Source organism: Mesorhizobium sp. M1348, assembly GCF_040317925.1.
GTDB lineage: Bacteria > Pseudomonadota > Alphaproteobacteria > Rhizobiales > Rhizobiaceae > Mesorhizobium.
On the sequence record NZ_JAMYLH010000005.1, the window covers coordinates 118,462 to 134,198 of the forward strand.

At 64.2% G+C, this 15,737-nt stretch carries 16 protein-coding genes; 8 read left to right on the top strand and 8 right to left on the bottom strand.

The genetic code is table 11. The features are described from left to right. Window positions 1–11 precede the first annotated feature (11 nt). From NKH13_RS11350 to NKH13_RS11365, 4 genes are read right to left on the bottom strand one after another with little or no spacing between them, the layout of a single operon-like run. On the bottom strand, window positions 12–326 hold the full coding sequence (locus NKH13_RS11350) for a DUF6665 family protein (protein ID WP_352466824.1): 315 nt from the start codon (window positions 324–326) through the stop codon (window positions 12–14). A gap of 22 nt (window positions 327–348) precedes the next feature. Further along, window positions 349–2,232, bottom strand: coding sequence for an ABC transporter ATP-binding protein (locus tag NKH13_RS11355; RefSeq protein WP_352912538.1), 1,884 nt, complete (start codon window positions 2,230–2,232; stop codon window positions 349–351). Further along, window positions 2,229–4,118 (bottom strand): ABC transporter ATP-binding protein, encoded by a 1,890-nt coding sequence (locus NKH13_RS11360; protein ID WP_352912539.1) that lies wholly within the window; start codon window positions 4,116–4,118, stop codon window positions 2,229–2,231. The genes NKH13_RS11355 and NKH13_RS11360 overlap by 4 nt, the downstream gene beginning before the upstream one ends. A 26-nt stretch (window positions 4,119–4,144) precedes the next feature. Then, window positions 4,145–4,687, bottom strand: coding sequence for a hypothetical protein (locus NKH13_RS11365; protein ID WP_352912540.1), 543 nt, complete (start codon window positions 4,685–4,687; stop codon window positions 4,145–4,147). 283 nt (window positions 4,688–4,970) lie between these two features. Here NKH13_RS11365 and NKH13_RS11370 point away from each other — a divergent pair, with 283 nt between their 5' ends. Both NKH13_RS11370 and soxR read left to right on the top strand, forming a co-directional pair. Then, the gene (locus NKH13_RS11370; protein ID WP_352912541.1) at window positions 4,971–5,429 is read left to right on the top strand and encodes a tRNA (cytidine(34)-2'-O)-methyltransferase; all 459 of its coding nucleotides are present in this window, start codon (window positions 4,971–4,973) and stop codon (window positions 5,427–5,429) included. Window positions 5,430–5,599: 170 nt separating this feature from the next. Continuing rightward, entirely contained in the window at window positions 5,600–6,046 is a 447-nt protein-coding gene (gene soxR, locus NKH13_RS11375; protein ID WP_352466819.1) for a redox-sensitive transcriptional activator SoxR, read from the top strand. Here soxR and NKH13_RS11380 read toward each other — a convergent pair. After that, window positions 6,043–6,300, bottom strand: coding sequence for a hypothetical protein (locus NKH13_RS11380; RefSeq protein WP_023679487.1), 258 nt, complete (start codon window positions 6,298–6,300; stop codon window positions 6,043–6,045). The two genes, soxR and NKH13_RS11380, sit on opposite strands and share 4 nt — an antisense overlap. A gap of 105 nt (window positions 6,301–6,405) precedes the next feature. On the opposite strand from NKH13_RS11380, the gene hemF reads away from it, so the two are divergent. From hemF to NKH13_RS11395, 3 genes are all read left to right on the top strand, one after another. Further along, window positions 6,406–7,320 carry an oxygen-dependent coproporphyrinogen oxidase gene (hemF, locus tag NKH13_RS11385; RefSeq protein WP_352912542.1) on the top strand — a complete coding sequence of 305 codons (915 nt, stop codon included), beginning with the start codon at window positions 6,406–6,408 and terminating at the stop codon, window positions 7,318–7,320. A gap of 258 nt (window positions 7,321–7,578) precedes the next feature. Then, on the top strand, window positions 7,579–7,839 hold the full coding sequence (locus NKH13_RS11390; protein ID WP_023679489.1) for a DUF1344 domain-containing protein: 261 nt from the start codon (window positions 7,579–7,581) through the stop codon (window positions 7,837–7,839). Between the two features lie 283 nt (window positions 7,840–8,122). Further along, on the top strand, window positions 8,123–8,308 hold the full coding sequence (locus NKH13_RS11395; RefSeq protein ID WP_292662162.1) for a DUF1059 domain-containing protein: 186 nt from the start codon (window positions 8,123–8,125) through the stop codon (window positions 8,306–8,308). A gap of 3 nt (window positions 8,309–8,311) precedes the next feature. On the opposite strand, the gene NKH13_RS11400 is transcribed toward NKH13_RS11395, so the two are convergent. Genes NKH13_RS11400 through NKH13_RS11410 form a run of 3 tightly spaced genes read right to left on the bottom strand, consistent with a single transcriptional unit; the run spans window position 8,312 to window position 10,852 of the window. Continuing rightward, window positions 8,312–9,580, bottom strand: a complete 1,269-nt coding sequence (locus tag NKH13_RS11400) for a CCA tRNA nucleotidyltransferase (protein WP_352912543.1) — start codon at window positions 9,578–9,580, stop codon at window positions 8,312–8,314. Further along, complete coding sequence (locus NKH13_RS11405) at window positions 9,577–10,209, bottom strand: CoA pyrophosphatase (protein ID WP_352713193.1); 633 nt, start codon at window positions 10,207–10,209, stop codon at window positions 9,577–9,579. The genes NKH13_RS11400 and NKH13_RS11405 overlap by 4 nt, the downstream gene beginning before the upstream one ends. Window positions 10,210–10,222: 13 nt before the next feature. Further along, window positions 10,223–10,852, bottom strand: a complete 630-nt coding sequence (locus NKH13_RS11410; RefSeq protein ID WP_352714559.1) for a DUF1285 domain-containing protein — start codon at window positions 10,850–10,852, stop codon at window positions 10,223–10,225. Window positions 10,853–10,997: 145 nt separating this feature from the next. Here NKH13_RS11410 and NKH13_RS11415 point away from each other — a divergent pair, with 145 nt between their 5' ends. From NKH13_RS11415 to NKH13_RS11425, 3 genes are read left to right on the top strand one after another with little or no spacing between them, the layout of a single operon-like run. Continuing rightward, a complete protein-coding gene (locus NKH13_RS11415; RefSeq protein WP_292662167.1) occupies window positions 10,998–12,002 on the top strand; it encodes an AAA family ATPase in 1,005 nt (334 codons plus the stop codon). After that, complete coding sequence (locus NKH13_RS11420) at window positions 12,002–12,916, top strand: DUF58 domain-containing protein (RefSeq protein ID WP_352912544.1); 915 nt, start codon at window positions 12,002–12,004, stop codon at window positions 12,914–12,916. Before NKH13_RS11415 ends, NKH13_RS11420 begins: the two co-directional genes overlap by 1 nt. Further along, on the top strand, window positions 12,913–15,735 hold the full coding sequence (locus NKH13_RS11425) for a DUF4159 domain-containing protein (RefSeq protein WP_352912545.1): 2,823 nt from the start codon (window positions 12,913–12,915) through the stop codon (window positions 15,733–15,735). Before NKH13_RS11420 ends, NKH13_RS11425 begins: the two co-directional genes overlap by 4 nt. Window positions 15,736–15,737 lie beyond the last annotated feature (2 nt).

Consider the following 15,737-nt stretch of genomic DNA (forward strand, 5'->3'; position numbering starts at 1 on the left):
TCCGGTTCGGATCATGCGCTGGCGCCGAGCCTGGCCAGCACGGCCTTGGGAATGTTGTATTCCCGGATCACCGCGTCGTGCTTGCGCAAGCCGCAGAGTTCGCGCTGGATGAAATAGCCGTGCACCGCTTCGGCTGCGTCCCTGAGCAGCCGGGCTCGATCGTCGCTGTCGCAATTCTCGCGCAGCCTCGTCAGTGTTTCCTCGACGCGCCGGCCGGCACGGCCGAGCGCTGCCGCCTTTTCGCCGAGGATTTCGTGGCCAAGCAGGTCCAACGCGCTCTCCTGCGCGCCGGACCGTCCGAAATTCGATGGCATTCTCACCGCCATGGTCTACTCCGGTTTGTAGAAACTACTCTGCCGGCCGGGTCTCGGCCAGCGCGCTCTCTTCGTTGAACAGGAAGCCGCCGGACTGCCGCTTCCACAGCCTTGCATAGAGCCCGTCGAGCGCGACCAGCTCGTCATGCGTGCCTTGCTCGACGATGCGGCCCTGGTCGAGCACCACCAACCGGTCGAGTGCCGCGATGGTCGACAGCCGGTGCGCGATGGCGATGACCGTCTTGCCTTCCATCAGCCTTGCCAGATTTTCCTGGATCGCCGCCTCGATGTCGGAATCGAGCGCCGAGGTCGCCTCATCGAGCACCAGGATCGGTGCGTCCTTGAGGAAGACGCGGGCGATCGCCACGCGCTGGCGCTGGCCGCCGGAGAGCTTGACGCCGCGCTCGCCGACATAGGCCTCATAGCCAATACGATCGCGATTGTCGCGCAGACCGAGGATGAACTCGTGCGCCTCGGCCTTCTCCGCTGCCGCGACCACCTCGGCGTCGGTCGCTTCCAGCATGCCGAGCTTGATGTTGTCGCGCAGCGAGCGGTGGAAAAGTGCCGTATCCTGGCTGACGACGCCGATATTGGCGCGCAGCGAGTTCTGCGTGACCCTGGAGACGTCCTGCCCGTCAATGGTGATCTTGCCGCTCTCGAGGTCGTAGAGGCGCAGGATCAGATTGACCAAGGTCGTCTTGCCGGCGCCGGACGGTCCGACCAGCCCGACCTTTTCGCCCGACCGCACCACCAAGTCGATGCCGTTGAGCACGCCGAACCCCTTGCCGTAGTGGAACTCGACGTTGCTTACGTCGATGCGGCCGCCGCCGATGACAAGCTCTTTCGCGTCCGGTGCATCGGTCAGGCCGAGCGGCTGCGAGATCAGCGCCTTGGAGTTTTCCAGCACGCCGAGGTTCCGCAATATGCTGTTGAGCTGCATCATCAGCCGACCGAGCAGCATGTTCAGCCGCAACACCAACGACAGCGTGAAGGCCACGGCGCCGACGGTGATCGTGCCCTCGACCCAGAGATAAACGGCAAAGCAGGCGATCGCGGTGATCATGATCCCCGACAGCATCGTCAGCGCCATGCGCACGCCGGTCAGCCGGCGGGTGAACGGGCGCAGCGCGTCGAGATAGATGTCGAAGCCGTTCCTGATATAGCGGTCGTCGCCATCGGCGGAGAACAGTTTCAGCGTCTGCACGTTCGAATAGGAATCGACGATGCGGCCGGTGATCATCGAGCCGGCTTCGGCGGTGGCTTCGGCATGCTTGCGGATCGCCGGCACATAGCGTCTGGCCAGCAGGCCGAAGGCGGTAATCCAGATCACCACCAGCACCGCCAGCCGGAGGTCGAGCCCGGCGACCAGCGCCAGCGTCGTCACCGTATAGACGACCATGAACCAGACGACCTCGATGAAGCTTTCCATCAGATCGCCGGTCGCCTGTCCCGCCTGCCAGACCTTGGTCGCGATACGTCCGGCAAAGTCGTTCTGGAAGAAGGCGTAGGATTGGCGCGAGACATGGCGATGCGCCTGCCAGCGCACCAGATTGTAGAAACCCGGCGTGATCGTCTGCTCGTCAACCAGCGCCGACAGGCCGACGACGATGGTGCGGATGACCAGCACCACGGCAATCATGAAGACAAGTTCCGGGCCGGCGGCAGTCCACAGCGCGTGCCAGCTGCGTTCGCCGGGAAGCTGGTCGAGGATGTCGACCAGCCGCCCGACGAAATAGAACAATCCGGCTTCGACCAGCGGCGCGATGCCGCCGATCACCAGCATGGCGAAGAAGGCGATCTTCGCCTGCCCGACATAGTGCCAGAGGAAACCCCTGACGCCGGCAGGTGGCCGAAGGTCCGCGGGCTCCCGGAATGGATAGACCCAGTTCTCGAACCAGCGGTAGATGGCAGTCATCATTCGGCGGCTTCACCCTTGGCGAGTGCATCGTTGGCGGCTGCATCGTTGGCAGAGGGGCCGTCGTCGAGCAGGAAGCCGCCCGACTGGCGCTGCCAAAGCTGGGCGTAGAGCCCGCCTTTGGCAACGAGTTCCTCATGCGAACCTTCCTCGATGACGCGGCCTTTGTCCATGACGACGAGGCGGTCCATGGCTGCGATCGTCGACAGCCGGTGGGCAATGGCGATGACGGTCTTGCCTTGCATGAGCTTGTAGAGGTTCTCCTGGATGGCCGCCTCGGCCTCGGAATCGAGGGCGGAGGTCGCCTCGTCGAGGATGAGGATCGGCGCGTCCTTCAGCATGACACGGGCTATGGCGATGCGTTGCCGCTGGCCGCCGGACAATTTGACGCCGCGATCGCCGACATGCGCGTCGAAACCCTTGCGGCCGCTCGAATCCGACAACCCGGCAATGAAATCCAGCGCCTCGGCGCGCCGCGCCGCCTCGATCAGCATCTCGTTGCTGGCGTCCGGCCGGCCATAGAGGATATTCTCGCGTACCGAGCGATGCAGCAGCGAGGTGTCCTGCGTGACCATGCCGATCTGGGCGCGCAGCGAGTCCTGCGCCACCGCCGCGATGTCCTGGCCGTCGATCAGGATCTTGCCGCTTTCGAGGTCGTAGAAGCGCAACAGAAGATTGACCAGCGTCGACTTGCCGGCACCCGAACGGCCGACGATGCCGACCTTCTCGCCCGGCTTCATCGTCAGCGACAGGCTTTCGATCACGCCCTTCTGCTTGCCGTAGTGGAAGCGGATGTCCTCAAAACGGATCTCCCCCTTGGTCACGGCAATATCCTTGGCGCCAGGCCGGTCTTCGACGAGGCGCGGCAGCGAGATCGAGCTGATGCCATCCTGCACCGTGCCGATATTCTCGAACAGCGTCGACATCTCCCACATGATCCATTGCGACATGCCCCAGAGCCGCAGCACGAGGCCGATGACCAGGGCGACCGCGCCGATCGTCACGGCTTGGCCGAGCCACAGCCATAGCGAGATTGCGGTGACCGAAAACAACAGCAGCGAATTCAGGACATAGAGCAACCCGTAGAGCTGTGTCACCAGCCGCATCGACCGGTAGACCGTATCGAGAAAGCCGGCCATACCGTCCTTGGCGAAGGATGCCTCGCGCCGCGCATGCGAGAACAGCTTGACCGTCTGGATGTTGGAGTAGCTGTCGACGACCCGGCCGGTCATGGTCGAGCGCGCATTGGCCTGCTCCTCGCCGACCTGGCCCAGCCGCGGGATGAAATAGCGCAACAGCAGGACATATCCGGCAAGCCAGACGGCAAGCGGCGCAGCCAGCCGCCAGTCTGCCGAGCCGACAATGAACATCATGCCAAGAAAATAGACGACGATGTAATTGAGCACGTCGATGAGCTTGATGACGCATTCGCGCACCGCGAGCGCCGTCTGCATCAGCTTGGTCGCGATGCGCCCGGCGAACTCGTCCTGATAGAAGCTCATCGACTGCTTGAGCAGATAGCGATGCACCTGCCAGCGGATGCGCATCGGATAGTTGCCCATCAGCGTCTGCTGGTTGAGCAGCGAATGGAACCAGACCGTCGCCGGCAGCGCGAAAACCACAATGAAGGCCATGCCGGCCAGCTTCAAGCTCTCGGTCTGCAGGAACGTCTCGCGATTCTGCGCCGACAGCCAGTCGACGATCCGGCCCATGAAGCCGAACATCCACACCTCGGCAAGCGCGATGGCCGTCACTAGCACCGCATCGAGAGCGATGTAGGGCCACGCGCCGCGCGTATAATGCACGCAGAAGGCGATCAGTGTCCTTGGCGGCTCGACCGGCTCCTTGGCAGGGAACGGATCGAGCCTTTTTTCAAACCAGCTAAACATAGTGATGCTCACAATATTGGTTCCGCTCACGCGGCACGGGAACGGACGAGGTGCCCAGACCGCATGGCGTCAAGGACCGGCGATACGGAATCGTCCGCCTCGCCGGTCCTGCTTCGCGCTATATAGGTTGTCGCGGGCCTTTCGCCGACAGTCTCGTTTGACGATGCTGACGACGTTTTGACGATCCGGATTTTCGCGCCGGTTTTTGCACCAGGCCGGATCAGCCTGATGATCCGGCGCACCAGCGACGGCCGGCTATGGTCCGGAACGGCGCGCGAGAAATCGACGTCCGGCAGCATGCCGCGATGCGGACGCCGGCGAGTCTCGGCGTGAACCGCTGACGAGTAGGTCTCGCCGATCAAAAGCGCCCAAGTCGCAGTCTTGCGCTCGTGCAGGCTTCTTGAGCCGGGTATTCTACAGGGATCGAACATCGGTCCGTCCTCCAGTTGAAGATGCAGATAGAAGGGTGAACCAACCCAGGCCGCGGGCACGCGCAGCGCGGCAAAGGTCACATCGGTCGAAGTGTGTTCAGGTGGGGCGTTCAGCCCCTTCCACAGCTTGAAAAACATCGCAGGATTCCTTCAAAGGCCGAAAAAGGTTTCGGCGGGAATCGGTGCGATTGAAGTCTAGAAGGTCAGGAGAATCGTCGTACCGAATCCGCCATCGGGCTGGTAAGCCCACGAGAGGGGTGGTGGATGTGCATGGCCATCATGAATTACCCCTCCATCGGTTCGGGTTGACAATGCTGGCCGTATAACCGACTTCGCAGAAAATGACCACCCGCCAGTCCAGGAATTTCCAAAACCGCGAGAGCTCTGTGGCTGATCTGCCACTTATTAGAAAGACGCGGAAATGAACGATCGTCTCCGCATCGCGCTCTACCAGCCGGATATCGCCGGCAATACCGGGACAATCCTGCGCTTCGCCGCTTGCCTCGGTCTCGGCGTCGACATCATCGAACCGACCGGCTTCCCGCTCTCCGACCGGGCGCTGAAACGGGCCGGCATGGACTATCTCGAAATGGCGGCGCTCACCCGGCATGTCGACTGGCACGCCTTCGATGACTGGCGCAAACTTGGCAAGCGGCGGCTGGTGCTGCTGTCGACCAAAGCCGCTGTCGCCTACACGGATTTCGTCTTCGCCACCGATGACATTCTCCTGTTCGGCCGCGAATCCGCAGGCGTGCCGGATGCCGTCCACGAGGCGGCGGATGCGCGATTGATCATCCCGATGCAGCCCGGCGCGCGCAGCATCAACGTCGCGCTTTCCGTTGCGATGGTGGCGGCCGAGGCGATCCGGCAGCTCCGCTAGGATGTGTACGCGATCGCCGGCCGTAGCGACCAAGGCGTCGTCCTCACGCAACACTGCGTCCTCTCCGGTCATTCTCATCCAGACGCACATCGCCTTCTCCTGCCGTTTGCATCTTCGAGGCTTCTTCGCTACAAGCTCAACTTAACTTGAGGTCAAGCGGAAACTCGGAGATGGCTGCGGCAACGGAATTAACAGTCGGCCAGGTGGCGACGCGCAGCGGCGTGGCGGTGTCGGCGCTGCATTTCTACGAAGCACGCGGGCTGATCCGCAGCCACCGCACATCAGGCAACCAACGGCGTTACGGCCGCGACGTGCTGCGACGTGTGGCGATCATCAAGGTAGCGCAGGAGGTCGGCATTTCGCTGGCCGAGATCGGCGCCGCACTTCGATCATTGCCCGAAGGCCGGACGCCGACGCGCGAGGATTGGAACCTGCTTTCGACGGCTTGGCGCGACGAGCTCGACCAGAAGATTGCCCAGCTCAAGAAGCTGCGCGATGGGCTGACCGACTGCATCGGCTGCGGCTGCATGTCGATCGACAAATGCCCGCTGAGGAACAAGGGCGACCGGCTGAGCACCCGGGGGCCGGGAGCGAGACGTTTGCTGATCGAGCGTTAATCCGCCGCCGGCAGCCGCCTGATGGTGAATTCGATGACGTCGCCCGGCCGCTCGAACCAGCTCTCGATCTCGGTCCAATAGGCCTGCTTGGGAAAGCGCTCGAACCATTCCTTCGCCTTGAGACGAGCGTCGGAGCGCGGCAGCACGAAGGTCTCGCGCAGAAATCCGTCGCGCGGCATGCGCGCGTTCTCGGCGCGTGAACGGTCGAGCCTCTTCTTCAGGCCATCCAGCGGCGGTCTTGCCGGGGTGCGCACGAAAGAACTCCATTCACACTTGACCCTTGCACCTAAGAGATTAGGGATCGCGGCCGGAAAAGACGAGTCATTTGTCGGGGTACGCCCCGCAACCGGAGACAGGATTTGCAACGACCCGAGATACCGGCGGGGCTGCCAGCCGACATCGAACAGAAGAAGATGAAGGCACGGCTGTGGTTCGAGACGTTGCGCGAGCGCATCTGCGCCAGCTTCGAGCAGATCGAGCAGGACCTGCAGGGGCCGCAGGCCAGCTGGTCGCCCGGTCGCTTCGAAAAGACGCCGTGGCAACGCGATGCCGGCAAGGGCGGCGGCGGCATCATGTCGATGATGCACGGCCGCGTCTTCGAGAAGGTCGGCGTCCACACCTCGACCGTCCACGGCGAGTTCTCGCCCGAATTCAGGAAGCAGATGCCGGGCGCCGAAGAGGACCCGTCCTTCTGGGCGAGCGGCATTTCGCTGATCGCCCATCCGTGGAACCCCAACGTACCGGCAGTGCATATGAACACGCGCATGGTCGTCACCTCGCGCCAGTGGTTCGGCGGCGGCGCCGACCTGACACCGGTGCTCGACCGCCGCCGCAGCCAGGACGACCCCGACACGATCGCCTTCCACAGGGCGATGCAATTTGCCTGCGAGAAGAACGCGGCGATCGCCGACTACGCGAAATTCAAGGCTTGGTGCGACGAGTACTTCTATCTGCCGCACCGCGACGAGCCACGCGGTACCGGCGGTATCTTCTTCGACTGGCTGCATTCGGGCGAGGACAAAGGCGGCTGGGACGCCGATTTCAACTTCGTCCAGGACGTTGGGCGATCTTTTCTCGTCGTCTACGGACATCTGGTGCGCGCCAACTTCAATGATAACTGGACCGATGGCGACCGTGACGAGCAGCTCATCCGTCGCGGCCGCTATGTCGAATTCAACTTGCTTCACGATCGCGGCACCATCTTCGGGCTGAAGACCGGCGGCAATGTCGCGTCGATCCTGTCCAGCCTGCCGCCTGAGGTGAAATGGCCGTAAAATCTCGGTGAGCGCAACGTGAGCCGCAATCGGGTCCAAATCCCCAGAATTTGACGGCGAATGTGGCGCAACGCGCGCCAGAAAATATCTTTTTCGTCTAATATTCTATTGAAAAGATTGGGCTATTTGTCGCGTCGGGCCAGGAAACGCCGGCGGTTCTTTACTCCCGAGAGCCGCGACCCGACGTGACCGGACGGCCCATGATTGAATGGGGCACCTTTCCCAAGCGGGTGCCCGCATTTTCCAGGAGAGCATGCCATGCGCAAGCTTATTATGACCGCGGCCGCCGCTGCCGTTCTCGCCTCTGGTACTGCCGCATTCGCTGCGGTCAAGCACACCACCGGCACGATCAAAAGCTTTGATGGAACGGCGATGAGCCTAGTTCTGGATAACGGAGCCACCTTTACGTTGCCCCAGACCTTCAAGGATCCTGGCCTGAAGGTCGGCGAAAAGGTCCGCGTCACGTGGGATATGAGCGGCAAGGATAAAATTGCTGAGGCAGTCAAGATCGTGAAGTGATGTCCTGCCCGCTGGAGCAAGACAAGGTCTTGCCTCCGGGGTAGCGTAAGAGGGCGGAGCAGCGATGCTCCGCCTTTTCGCAATCCGTACCCTTGAGCACTGCGTGTCGGCTTGGACGCGCGGCGCTCTAAGGCAACCAAAACCGTTCGATCGTGTTATGCTAAGCTGGCCAGCGTGTAACCCGGATACCGGACCCGGTTTCCGGATGCTGCGCAAGATCAAAGGTCTGGAGCTTCCGTGTCAGTGCGCTGCGGCGCTCCAAGGAGGAGATGAGGAGAAGCCGATGAAGGAGTTCCATTGCGGGTCGCTCGTACCCGGCTGCGAGTGGCACACACGCGCCGAGGAGGAGGCTGAGGTCATGCGCCGTGCCGTCGAGCATCTGCGCGAGACGCACGGCGAGACGGTGATCCGCGAGACGATGATCGAGGCGATCCGCTCGCGCATCGAAAAGGCCCGCGACGCAGCGTGACGGTTAGGATTCGAGTGCCTCTGCGGCGCGCTTGAGCAGCGCGCCGCGATCAAGCGCAAAACCGGACTCGACCCATTCCTTTTCAAGATTCTTCAACGTTGCACCAAGCTTCGGCCCCGGTGATGCGCCAAGTGTCGTCAGATCGGCGCCCTTGACCGGAAAAACAGGGTTTTGCCATTTTGCGGCGAAGGCAAGCAGGCGCGAGAAGCCGCCGGCTTCGAGCAGTGCGTCATTGTCTTCGACCGCGCGGGCTCGAGCGGAAGCGAGCAACAGCCGCAACCGATCGACAAAGCCTTGGCGGTCGCCAAAATAGAGCCTTTTCGCCAACTCTCCTTCGGTCGTTTTCGGATCGACGGCAGCCGTGATCGCCCAATGCCGCAGGCGGCTTGCCTCGCTCACAGAAAGCCTCAATCTCTCGGCAAGCGTTTTCATGCGCGCGGCATCCGGCGGCACGATAGCTTCCAGCCTGAGCAGCGGGTCCGGCGCCCAGGCCAGGTCCTTCTCGGTCTTGGTCAGCCCGTGGATGGCATCGATGCCCCATTTCTCGCTTTCCGGCAAAACGGCGGTCAGAACGCCGGCCTGACGCATCCACAGCAGCGCCCGTGACGGATCGGGCGCTGACAGCAATTTCTTCAATTCCCACCAGACGCGCTCGACCGAGAGCTGGTCGAGCCCCTGCTTCAGCCTGGCGCAAGCCTTCAACCCTTCGGCATCCGGCCTGCCGTCGCCATACCAGGCGAAGAAGCGGAAGAAACGCAGGATGCGCAGATAATCCTCGCGGATGCGCGCTTCCGGATCGCCGATGAATCGCAGCCGCCGCGCTTCGATATCGGCGATCCCGCCGACCAGATCGACGACCGTTCCATCGGCTTCGGCATAGAGTGCATTGATGGTGAAATCGCGCCGCTCAGCGTCGGCTTTCCAGTCGCGACCGAAGGACACTTTGGCGCGCCGGCCGTCGGTTTCGATATCGGCACGCAGCGTGGTGACCTCATAGGCCTTGCCGTGGGCGACCGCGGTGACGGTGCCATGCTCGATGCCGGTCGGCACCGTCTTGAAGCCCGCCGCCTCGGCGCGCCGGATGGTTTCCTCAGGCACCGTGGTGGTGGCAATGTCGATGTCGGCGACAGGCTGTCCGATAAGCGCGTTGCGCACGGCACCGCCGGCGACGCGTGCCTCCTCGCCGCTGTCGGTGAGCGCGGCGAGCAGGCGCTGCAGGTGGCTTTCGCCGAGCCAGCCGGCCTTGCCAGCAATCGACACCGGATTGCTCACGAATAGAGCCTTTCATAAAGCGTTCGGATGATACCCGCGGTGACGCCCCAGATGCGCTGGCCGCCATAGGGCATCTCGTAATAGAACCATTCGAGGTCATTCCACATGCGACTGTCTCTGGTGTGGTTGGCGGGGTCCATCAGAAAGCCCAGCGGCACTTCGAAGACGGCATCGACCTCGTCGGAATTCAGCGTCAGGCTGAAACCGGGCCGCACAATCCCGAGCACCGGGGCGATGCGATAGCCGCTGCCGGAGACGTAGTCCGGCAGACGGCCGATGATCTCGATGTAATCCCTATCGAGACCGATCTCCTCGAATGTCTCGCGCAATGCCGCCGCTTCCGGGCTCGCATCGGTTGGATCGATGGTTCCGCCGGGGAAAGCCACCTGCCCCGAATGGTTGCGCAGCTTTTCCGCCCGCCTGGTCAAAAGGACCGTGGCTTCATGGCCATGATCGACCACCGGGATCAGCACGGCGGCGTCGCGCAGCGCCTTGGCCAGCTTCAGCCTGGCATGGCCCGGATTGAAGCGGTGGTCGCCAAAATCGTCGCCGGCATGCGCCAGTGGCTGCGCCGCGACGCGCTGGCGAAACTCGGCAGCGGAAAACGGCAACGGCGTCACCTGATCCATCATAGACGGTCCATCATGCGCTCAGCCGTTTCAGTTTCTCAGCCGGCATGATTGGATAGACCTCGCCTTTGGAACGGACGGCAAACATCGTCTTGCCGCCGATGTCGATCTCTTCGCCGTGCTCGACCAGCTCGTACATCACCGGCCGCGCCACCAGCGCCTCCAGCCGCCCGCGCACCAGCACGTAGGGCTTCAGGCCACCTGTCTCATCCTCATCGACGAAGCGCAGCGGATGCTCCGCCCCAGCCTCGACCACATCGCCGACATTGGTGCGAAAGGTGATGATTTGTCCGTCGCCGGCGCCCGACACATCCATCTCGACGGCAATGAAGGGCGCGTCGGCAACGCGGATCCCGACCTTTTCCACCGGCGTCACCAGGTAGGTCCTACCGTCCTCGTCCTTGCGCAGCACCGAGGAAAAAAGCTGCACCAGCGGCATCCGGCCAATCGGCGTTCCCAGATAGAACCAGGTGCCATCCTGCTTGATCTCCATGTCGAGATCGCCGCAAAACGCCGGATTCCAGCGTTCCACCGGCGCCTGCCCCTTGCCGGCGCGCGTCGCGCGCGAGACCAGCGCCTCCAGCCCGCGCGCCTCGGTCGCGGCCGTCAGGCTCTCTTCACGATGGTCGGCGGCTTCTGTCATGGTCACGAAATAGTCACTGTTGTTCCGCTTGTCAGCCTAAGTCTGTGATTTAAGTTCATTGCAGGCGCCATGCGAGGCCGAATCGCGGCATTCTGCGGCACCCAAGGTGCCAAGCGGTATTTCCAACCAGAAGGATCGATGCTGCATGAGCGTTATGATCAAGGAAAGCCCGATCAGCGAAAAAGACATGGTGGCACAGGCCGAGAAGGCGCTGGCCGACATTTCGAGGGTCCGCGACGGCGTCGGCCGGGTCATCTTCGGCCAGGAAAGCGTCGTCGAGCGCACGCTGGTTGCGTTGCTGGCCGGCGGCCATGCACTGCTGGTCGGCGTGCCCGGCCTAGCCAAGACCAAGCTGGTCGAAACGCTGGGCATCGTGCTCGGCCTCGATTCGCGCCGCATCCAGTTCACGCCCGACTTGATGCCATCAGACATTCTCGGCTCCGAGGTGATGGAGCAGGATGAATTCGGCAAGCGCTCGTTCCGCTTCATTTCCGGGCCGATCTTCGCGCAACTGCTGATGGCCGACGAGATCAACCGCGCCTCGCCGCGTACCCAGTCGGCGCTGCTGCAGTCGATGCAGGAATACCACGTCACCATTGCCGGCGTGCGCCATGACCTCCCGTCACCGTTCCACGTTCTGGCGACGCAGAACCCGCTGGAGCAGGAAGGCACCTATCCGCTGCCGGAAGCGCAGCTCGACCGCTTCCTGATGCAGGTCGACATCCTCTACCCCGAGATCGAGGCGGAGCGCCGCATCCTGCTGGAAACCACCGGTATCGAGGATGCCAAGGCTGAAAACGTGCTGCAGCCGGCGCGGCTGAAGGATATCCAGACGCTCATCCGCCGCATGCCGGTGCCTGAAAGCGTCGTCGAGGCGATCCTCAAGCTGGTGCGTTCGGCGCGCCCCGGCCAGGGCAACGCCGATACCGACAAGCACGTCGCCTGGGGCCCAGGCCCGCGCGCCAGTCAGGCGCTGACGCTGTGCGCCCGCGCCCGCGCCCTCTATGACGGCCGGTTGGCGCCGTCGGTCGACGACGTTCGCGCGCTCGCTGAGCCGGTGCTGCAGCACCGCATGGCGCTGACCTTCGCCGCCCGCGCCGAGGGCACCACGGTTCGCGATGTCGTGGCGAAGCTCGCGAAAGGGATTTGATGGCGCGCATCGGTGAAGCGCAGGCACCGGCAGCGACGCGCGATGCGCTCGCCAGAGGCCGGTTGCGGGCTTCGTTGGTGCCGGACCTGCTGGTCGAGGCGCGCCGCATCGTCAACACGGTAATTGCCGGCTGGCATGGCCGCCGCAAGCGCGGCATCGGCGAGAATTTCTGGCAGTTCCGGCCCTATGTCGAAGGCGATTCCTCGCGCATCGACTGGCGCCGTTCCGCTCGCGACGACCACACCTATGTCCGCGACCGTGAATGGGAGGCCGCCCATACGGTGTGGCTGTGGGCCGACCCCTCGCCTTCCATGCTCTACAAATCGACCGGAGCCAGCGTTTCCAAGGAATCGCGCGCCCTGGTGCTGGCGCTGGCCATGGCCGAGCTTTTGTCGCGCAGCGGCGAGCGCATTGCCTGGCCGGGCCTGACCGACCCGTTCACCGCCCGCAATGGCGCCGAGCGCATCGCGGCGCAACTGATGCACGCCGCCGACCTGCCGGCAAAGCCCGACCTGTCCGGCATTCGCCGCTTCTGCGACATCGTCCTCGTCAGCGATTTCCTCGACCCGGTCGAGGACACCATAGCCTGGCTGGACGTGCTCGCCCGCCACGGCGTGCGCGCACATCTGATCGAGGTCGCCGATCCGGCCGAGGAAAGCTTCCCCTATGCCGGGCGCACCGAATTCACCGATCCTGAGACCGGCGACAAGCTGACCGCCGGCCGCGCCGAAATGCTGGGCGAGGAATATCGCCTGCTTTATGCCGCCCGCCGCCAGGAACTGGCTGCCTGGTGCAAACGGCTTGGCTGGAGCTTTACCGTCAATCATACCGATCGCCTTGCCTCCGAGGCGCTGGTGCACATCCACATGGCGATGACCGCCGAGGGCAGCTTTGCCGGGAGGGCCCGCGCATGAGTTGGCTGCCGCTCTCCTTCGGGGCGCCGATGGTGCTGTGGGGCCTGCTGGCGCTGCCTGTGATCTGGTGGCTTCTGCGGCTGACCCCGCCCAGGCCGCAAACCGAGGTGTTTCCGCCGCTCAGGATTCTCGCCCGCGTGCTGAGGCGCGAAGAAACGCCGCAGCAGAGCCCTTGGTGGCTGACGCTGCTCAGGCTGCTGATGGCCGCGCTTATCGTGGCAGCACTTGCCGAACCCGTCTTCAACCCGCGCGAAAAGCTGCCGGCCGAGGGCGCCGCCCTGGCGCTGGTGATCGACAATGACTGGGCAAGTGCCGCCGACTGGGGCAAGCGCGTCGCCACCGCCGAGCGGCTGATCGCCGATGCCAATTCGAACGGCGTGCCGGTGCTCATCGCTTTCACCGCCGAGAAGCCGAATGCCGAGATCGGTCCCTTCGATGCCGCTGCCGCGCTCGACCGGCTGCGCGCGGCAATGCCGCGGCCGATCCCGACCGACCGCCCCGCCGTCTACGCCCGCGTCGCGTCAGCCTTGGAGTCGCTGCCGGGCGCCAGCGTCGCAGTGCTCGCCGATGGCTTGGCGGCGCAAGGCGACGAAGCCGCCTTCAACACGCTGTTGTCGAAGAACGCAGCACGCGTCGTCTGGGCCGTCTCCGACCGGCTGTCGCTGACCGGCCTGACCGGCGCCGACAACCAGGTCGACGGCTTCGCCCTGACCGCCATCCGCGCACCGGGCGATCCGGCACCTGCACAGGTGACGGCCGGCGCCTTCGACGACAAGGGCCGCCGCATCGCCGACGCGACGCTGACCTTCGCACCGGGCGGAACCACCGCCACCAGCACGATGGCGGTGCCGTTCGAACTGCGTAACGACTTCGCCTACATCGCGCTCGATGGCGAGCGCCAGGCCGGTGCCGTCCGCGTGCTCGATGAGAGCTCAAAACGCCGCCGCGTCGGGCTGCTGTCGCAGGCCGAGGCCGACCAGGCGCAACCGCTGCTGTCGCCGCTCTACTACATCCGCCGCGCCCTGCAGCCTTTCGCCGATCTCGTCGAGCCGTCGAGCGTCGATCTCGCCGACGCCATCCCGCAACTGCTCGACCAAAAACCGGCGATGATCGTCATGGCCGATGTCGGCACCATTCCGGAACAGGCACGGCGAAGGCTGGTCGACTGGGTCGACAAGGGCGGCACGCTGGTGCGTTTTGCCGGTTCGCGGCTGGCGGCTGCCGGCAATGACGACGATCTGCTGCCGGTCCGGCTGCTTACCGGCGAGCGATCGCTTGGCGGCGCGCTGTCATGGACGGCACCGCAGCCGGTCACTGAATTCCCGAAAACCGGCCCCTTCGCCGACCTCGCGCCGCCCACCGAGGTCACCGTCACCAGGCAGGTGCTGGCCGAACCGACGCCCGACATCGTCGAGCGCACCTGGGCCACGCTTGCCGACGGTACGCCGCTGGTGACCGGGATGAAGAAGGACAAGGGCACCCTCGTGCTGTTCCACGTCACCCCCGAGGCGACGTGGTCCAACCTGCCGATCTCCGGCAGCTTCGTCGAGATGCTGCGGCGCATCGTGCAACTGTCGCGCAACCAGGGCGCGGCGGTCGCCAATGCCGAGGCCGCCGCGACGTCGCTGGCACCCTATCGCATGATCTCCGCCGACGGCACGCTGGTGCCGCCGACGCCGGATGCCAGGCCGCTGGTGCCCGGCGCCGGCCCGCAGCCGGTGACGCTGGAAAACCCGCCCGGCCTCTACGGCTCCGAGACGGGAGTGTTCGCTCACAATCTGCTCGTTGGCGACAGCGCATTCACGCCGCTGGCCCGGCCTGAAATCACCGTGCCGGTCACCACCATCCAGTATGCCTTCGACGAGCAGCGCAACCTCAAAGGTCCGCTGGTCACGGCGGCCCTGGTGCTGATGGTGCTCGACACGCTTGCCGTATTCTGGATGGGCGGCCTGTTGTCGCGCCGGCCGCGCCGTGCCGGCGCTGCGGCGACGGCAGCCGTCCTGCTGATTGCGCTCGGCGCCTTGATTGGCCACGCGGACGTCGCGCGTGCCGACGACGCCAAACCGGGAGATACGGAGGCGATCGGGGGCATTTCAAAGACCCGGATCGCCTATGTGCTGACCGGCGAGCCGGGTATCGATTCGATCAGCCGCGCCGGGCTCGAAGGCCTGACCCGATTCCTCATCGAAAAAACCGCGCTCGAACCCGGAGCACCGGCCGGCGTCGACATCTCGAAGGACGAACTGTCCTTCTATCCGCTGATCTACTGGCCGATCGATCCCTCGGCCCCGATGCCGAGCGAGGCCGCCATCGCCCGCGTCGACGCCTATATGCAGCAGGGCGGAACCGTCTTGTTCGACACCCGCGACCAGTTCGCCAATGGCATTGGTGCGGATTCGACCAGCCCGGCGACGGAGCGGCTGCGCGACATCCTCGGCAACCTCAACGTGCCACCGCTGGAACCGGTGCCGTCGGACCACGTGCTGACCAAATCCTTCTACATCCTTCCGGAGTTTCCCGGCCGTTTTGCCGGCAGCCCGCTTTGGGTCGAGGCATCGCTTGAAGCCAGCAACACCGAGAACCGCCCGGTGCGCACCGGCGACGGCGTTTCGCCAATCATGATCACCGCCAATGATTTCGCCGGCGCTTGGGCCGTCGACGAGAATGGCGACCCGCTATTGCCGACCGTGCCGTCGGATCCGATGCAGCGCATCTATGCGCTGCGCGCCGGCGTCAACATCATGATGTACATGCTGACCGGCAACTACAAATCCGACCAGGTGCACGTCCCGGTGCTGCTCGAACGGCTGGGGCAATAGAC

Bases quoted from the DNA above. Each gene is read 5' to 3' on its own strand.
- NKH13_RS11360 (WP_352912539.1), bottom strand. From the start codon at position 4,118: ATGTTTAGCTGGTTTGAAAAAAGGCTCGATCCGTTCCCTGCCAAGGAG.
- NKH13_RS11425 (WP_352912545.1), top strand. From the start codon at position 12,913: ATGAGTTGGCTGCCGCTCTCCTTCGGGGCGCCGATGGTGCTGTGGGGC.
- NKH13_RS11420 (WP_352912544.1), top strand. From the start codon at position 12,002: ATGGCGCGCATCGGTGAAGCGCAGGCACCGGCAGCGACGCGCGATGCG.
- NKH13_RS11370 (WP_352912541.1), top strand. From the start codon at position 4,971: ATGAACGATCGTCTCCGCATCGCGCTCTACCAGCCGGATATCGCCGGC.
- NKH13_RS11355 (WP_352912538.1), bottom strand. From the start codon at position 2,232: ATGATGACTGCCATCTACCGCTGGTTCGAGAACTGGGTCTATCCATTC.
- NKH13_RS11405 (WP_352713193.1), bottom strand. From the start codon at position 10,209: ATGGATCAGGTGACGCCGTTGCCGTTTTCCGCTGCCGAGTTTCGCCAG.
- NKH13_RS11390 (WP_023679489.1), top strand. From the start codon at position 7,579: ATGCGCAAGCTTATTATGACCGCGGCCGCCGCTGCCGTTCTCGCCTCT.
- NKH13_RS11415 (WP_292662167.1), top strand. From the start codon at position 10,998: ATGAGCGTTATGATCAAGGAAAGCCCGATCAGCGAAAAAGACATGGTG.
- NKH13_RS11350 (WP_352466824.1), bottom strand. From the start codon at position 326: ATGGCGGTGAGAATGCCATCGAATTTCGGACGGTCCGGCGCGCAGGAG.
- NKH13_RS11395 (WP_292662162.1), top strand. From the start codon at position 8,123: ATGAAGGAGTTCCATTGCGGGTCGCTCGTACCCGGCTGCGAGTGGCAC.
- NKH13_RS11365 (WP_352912540.1), bottom strand. From the start codon at position 4,687: ATGTTTTTCAAGCTGTGGAAGGGGCTGAACGCCCCACCTGAACACACT.
- NKH13_RS11410 (WP_352714559.1), bottom strand. From the start codon at position 10,852: ATGACAGAAGCCGCCGACCATCGTGAAGAGAGCCTGACGGCCGCGACC.
- soxR (WP_352466819.1), top strand. From the start codon at position 5,600: ATGGCTGCGGCAACGGAATTAACAGTCGGCCAGGTGGCGACGCGCAGC.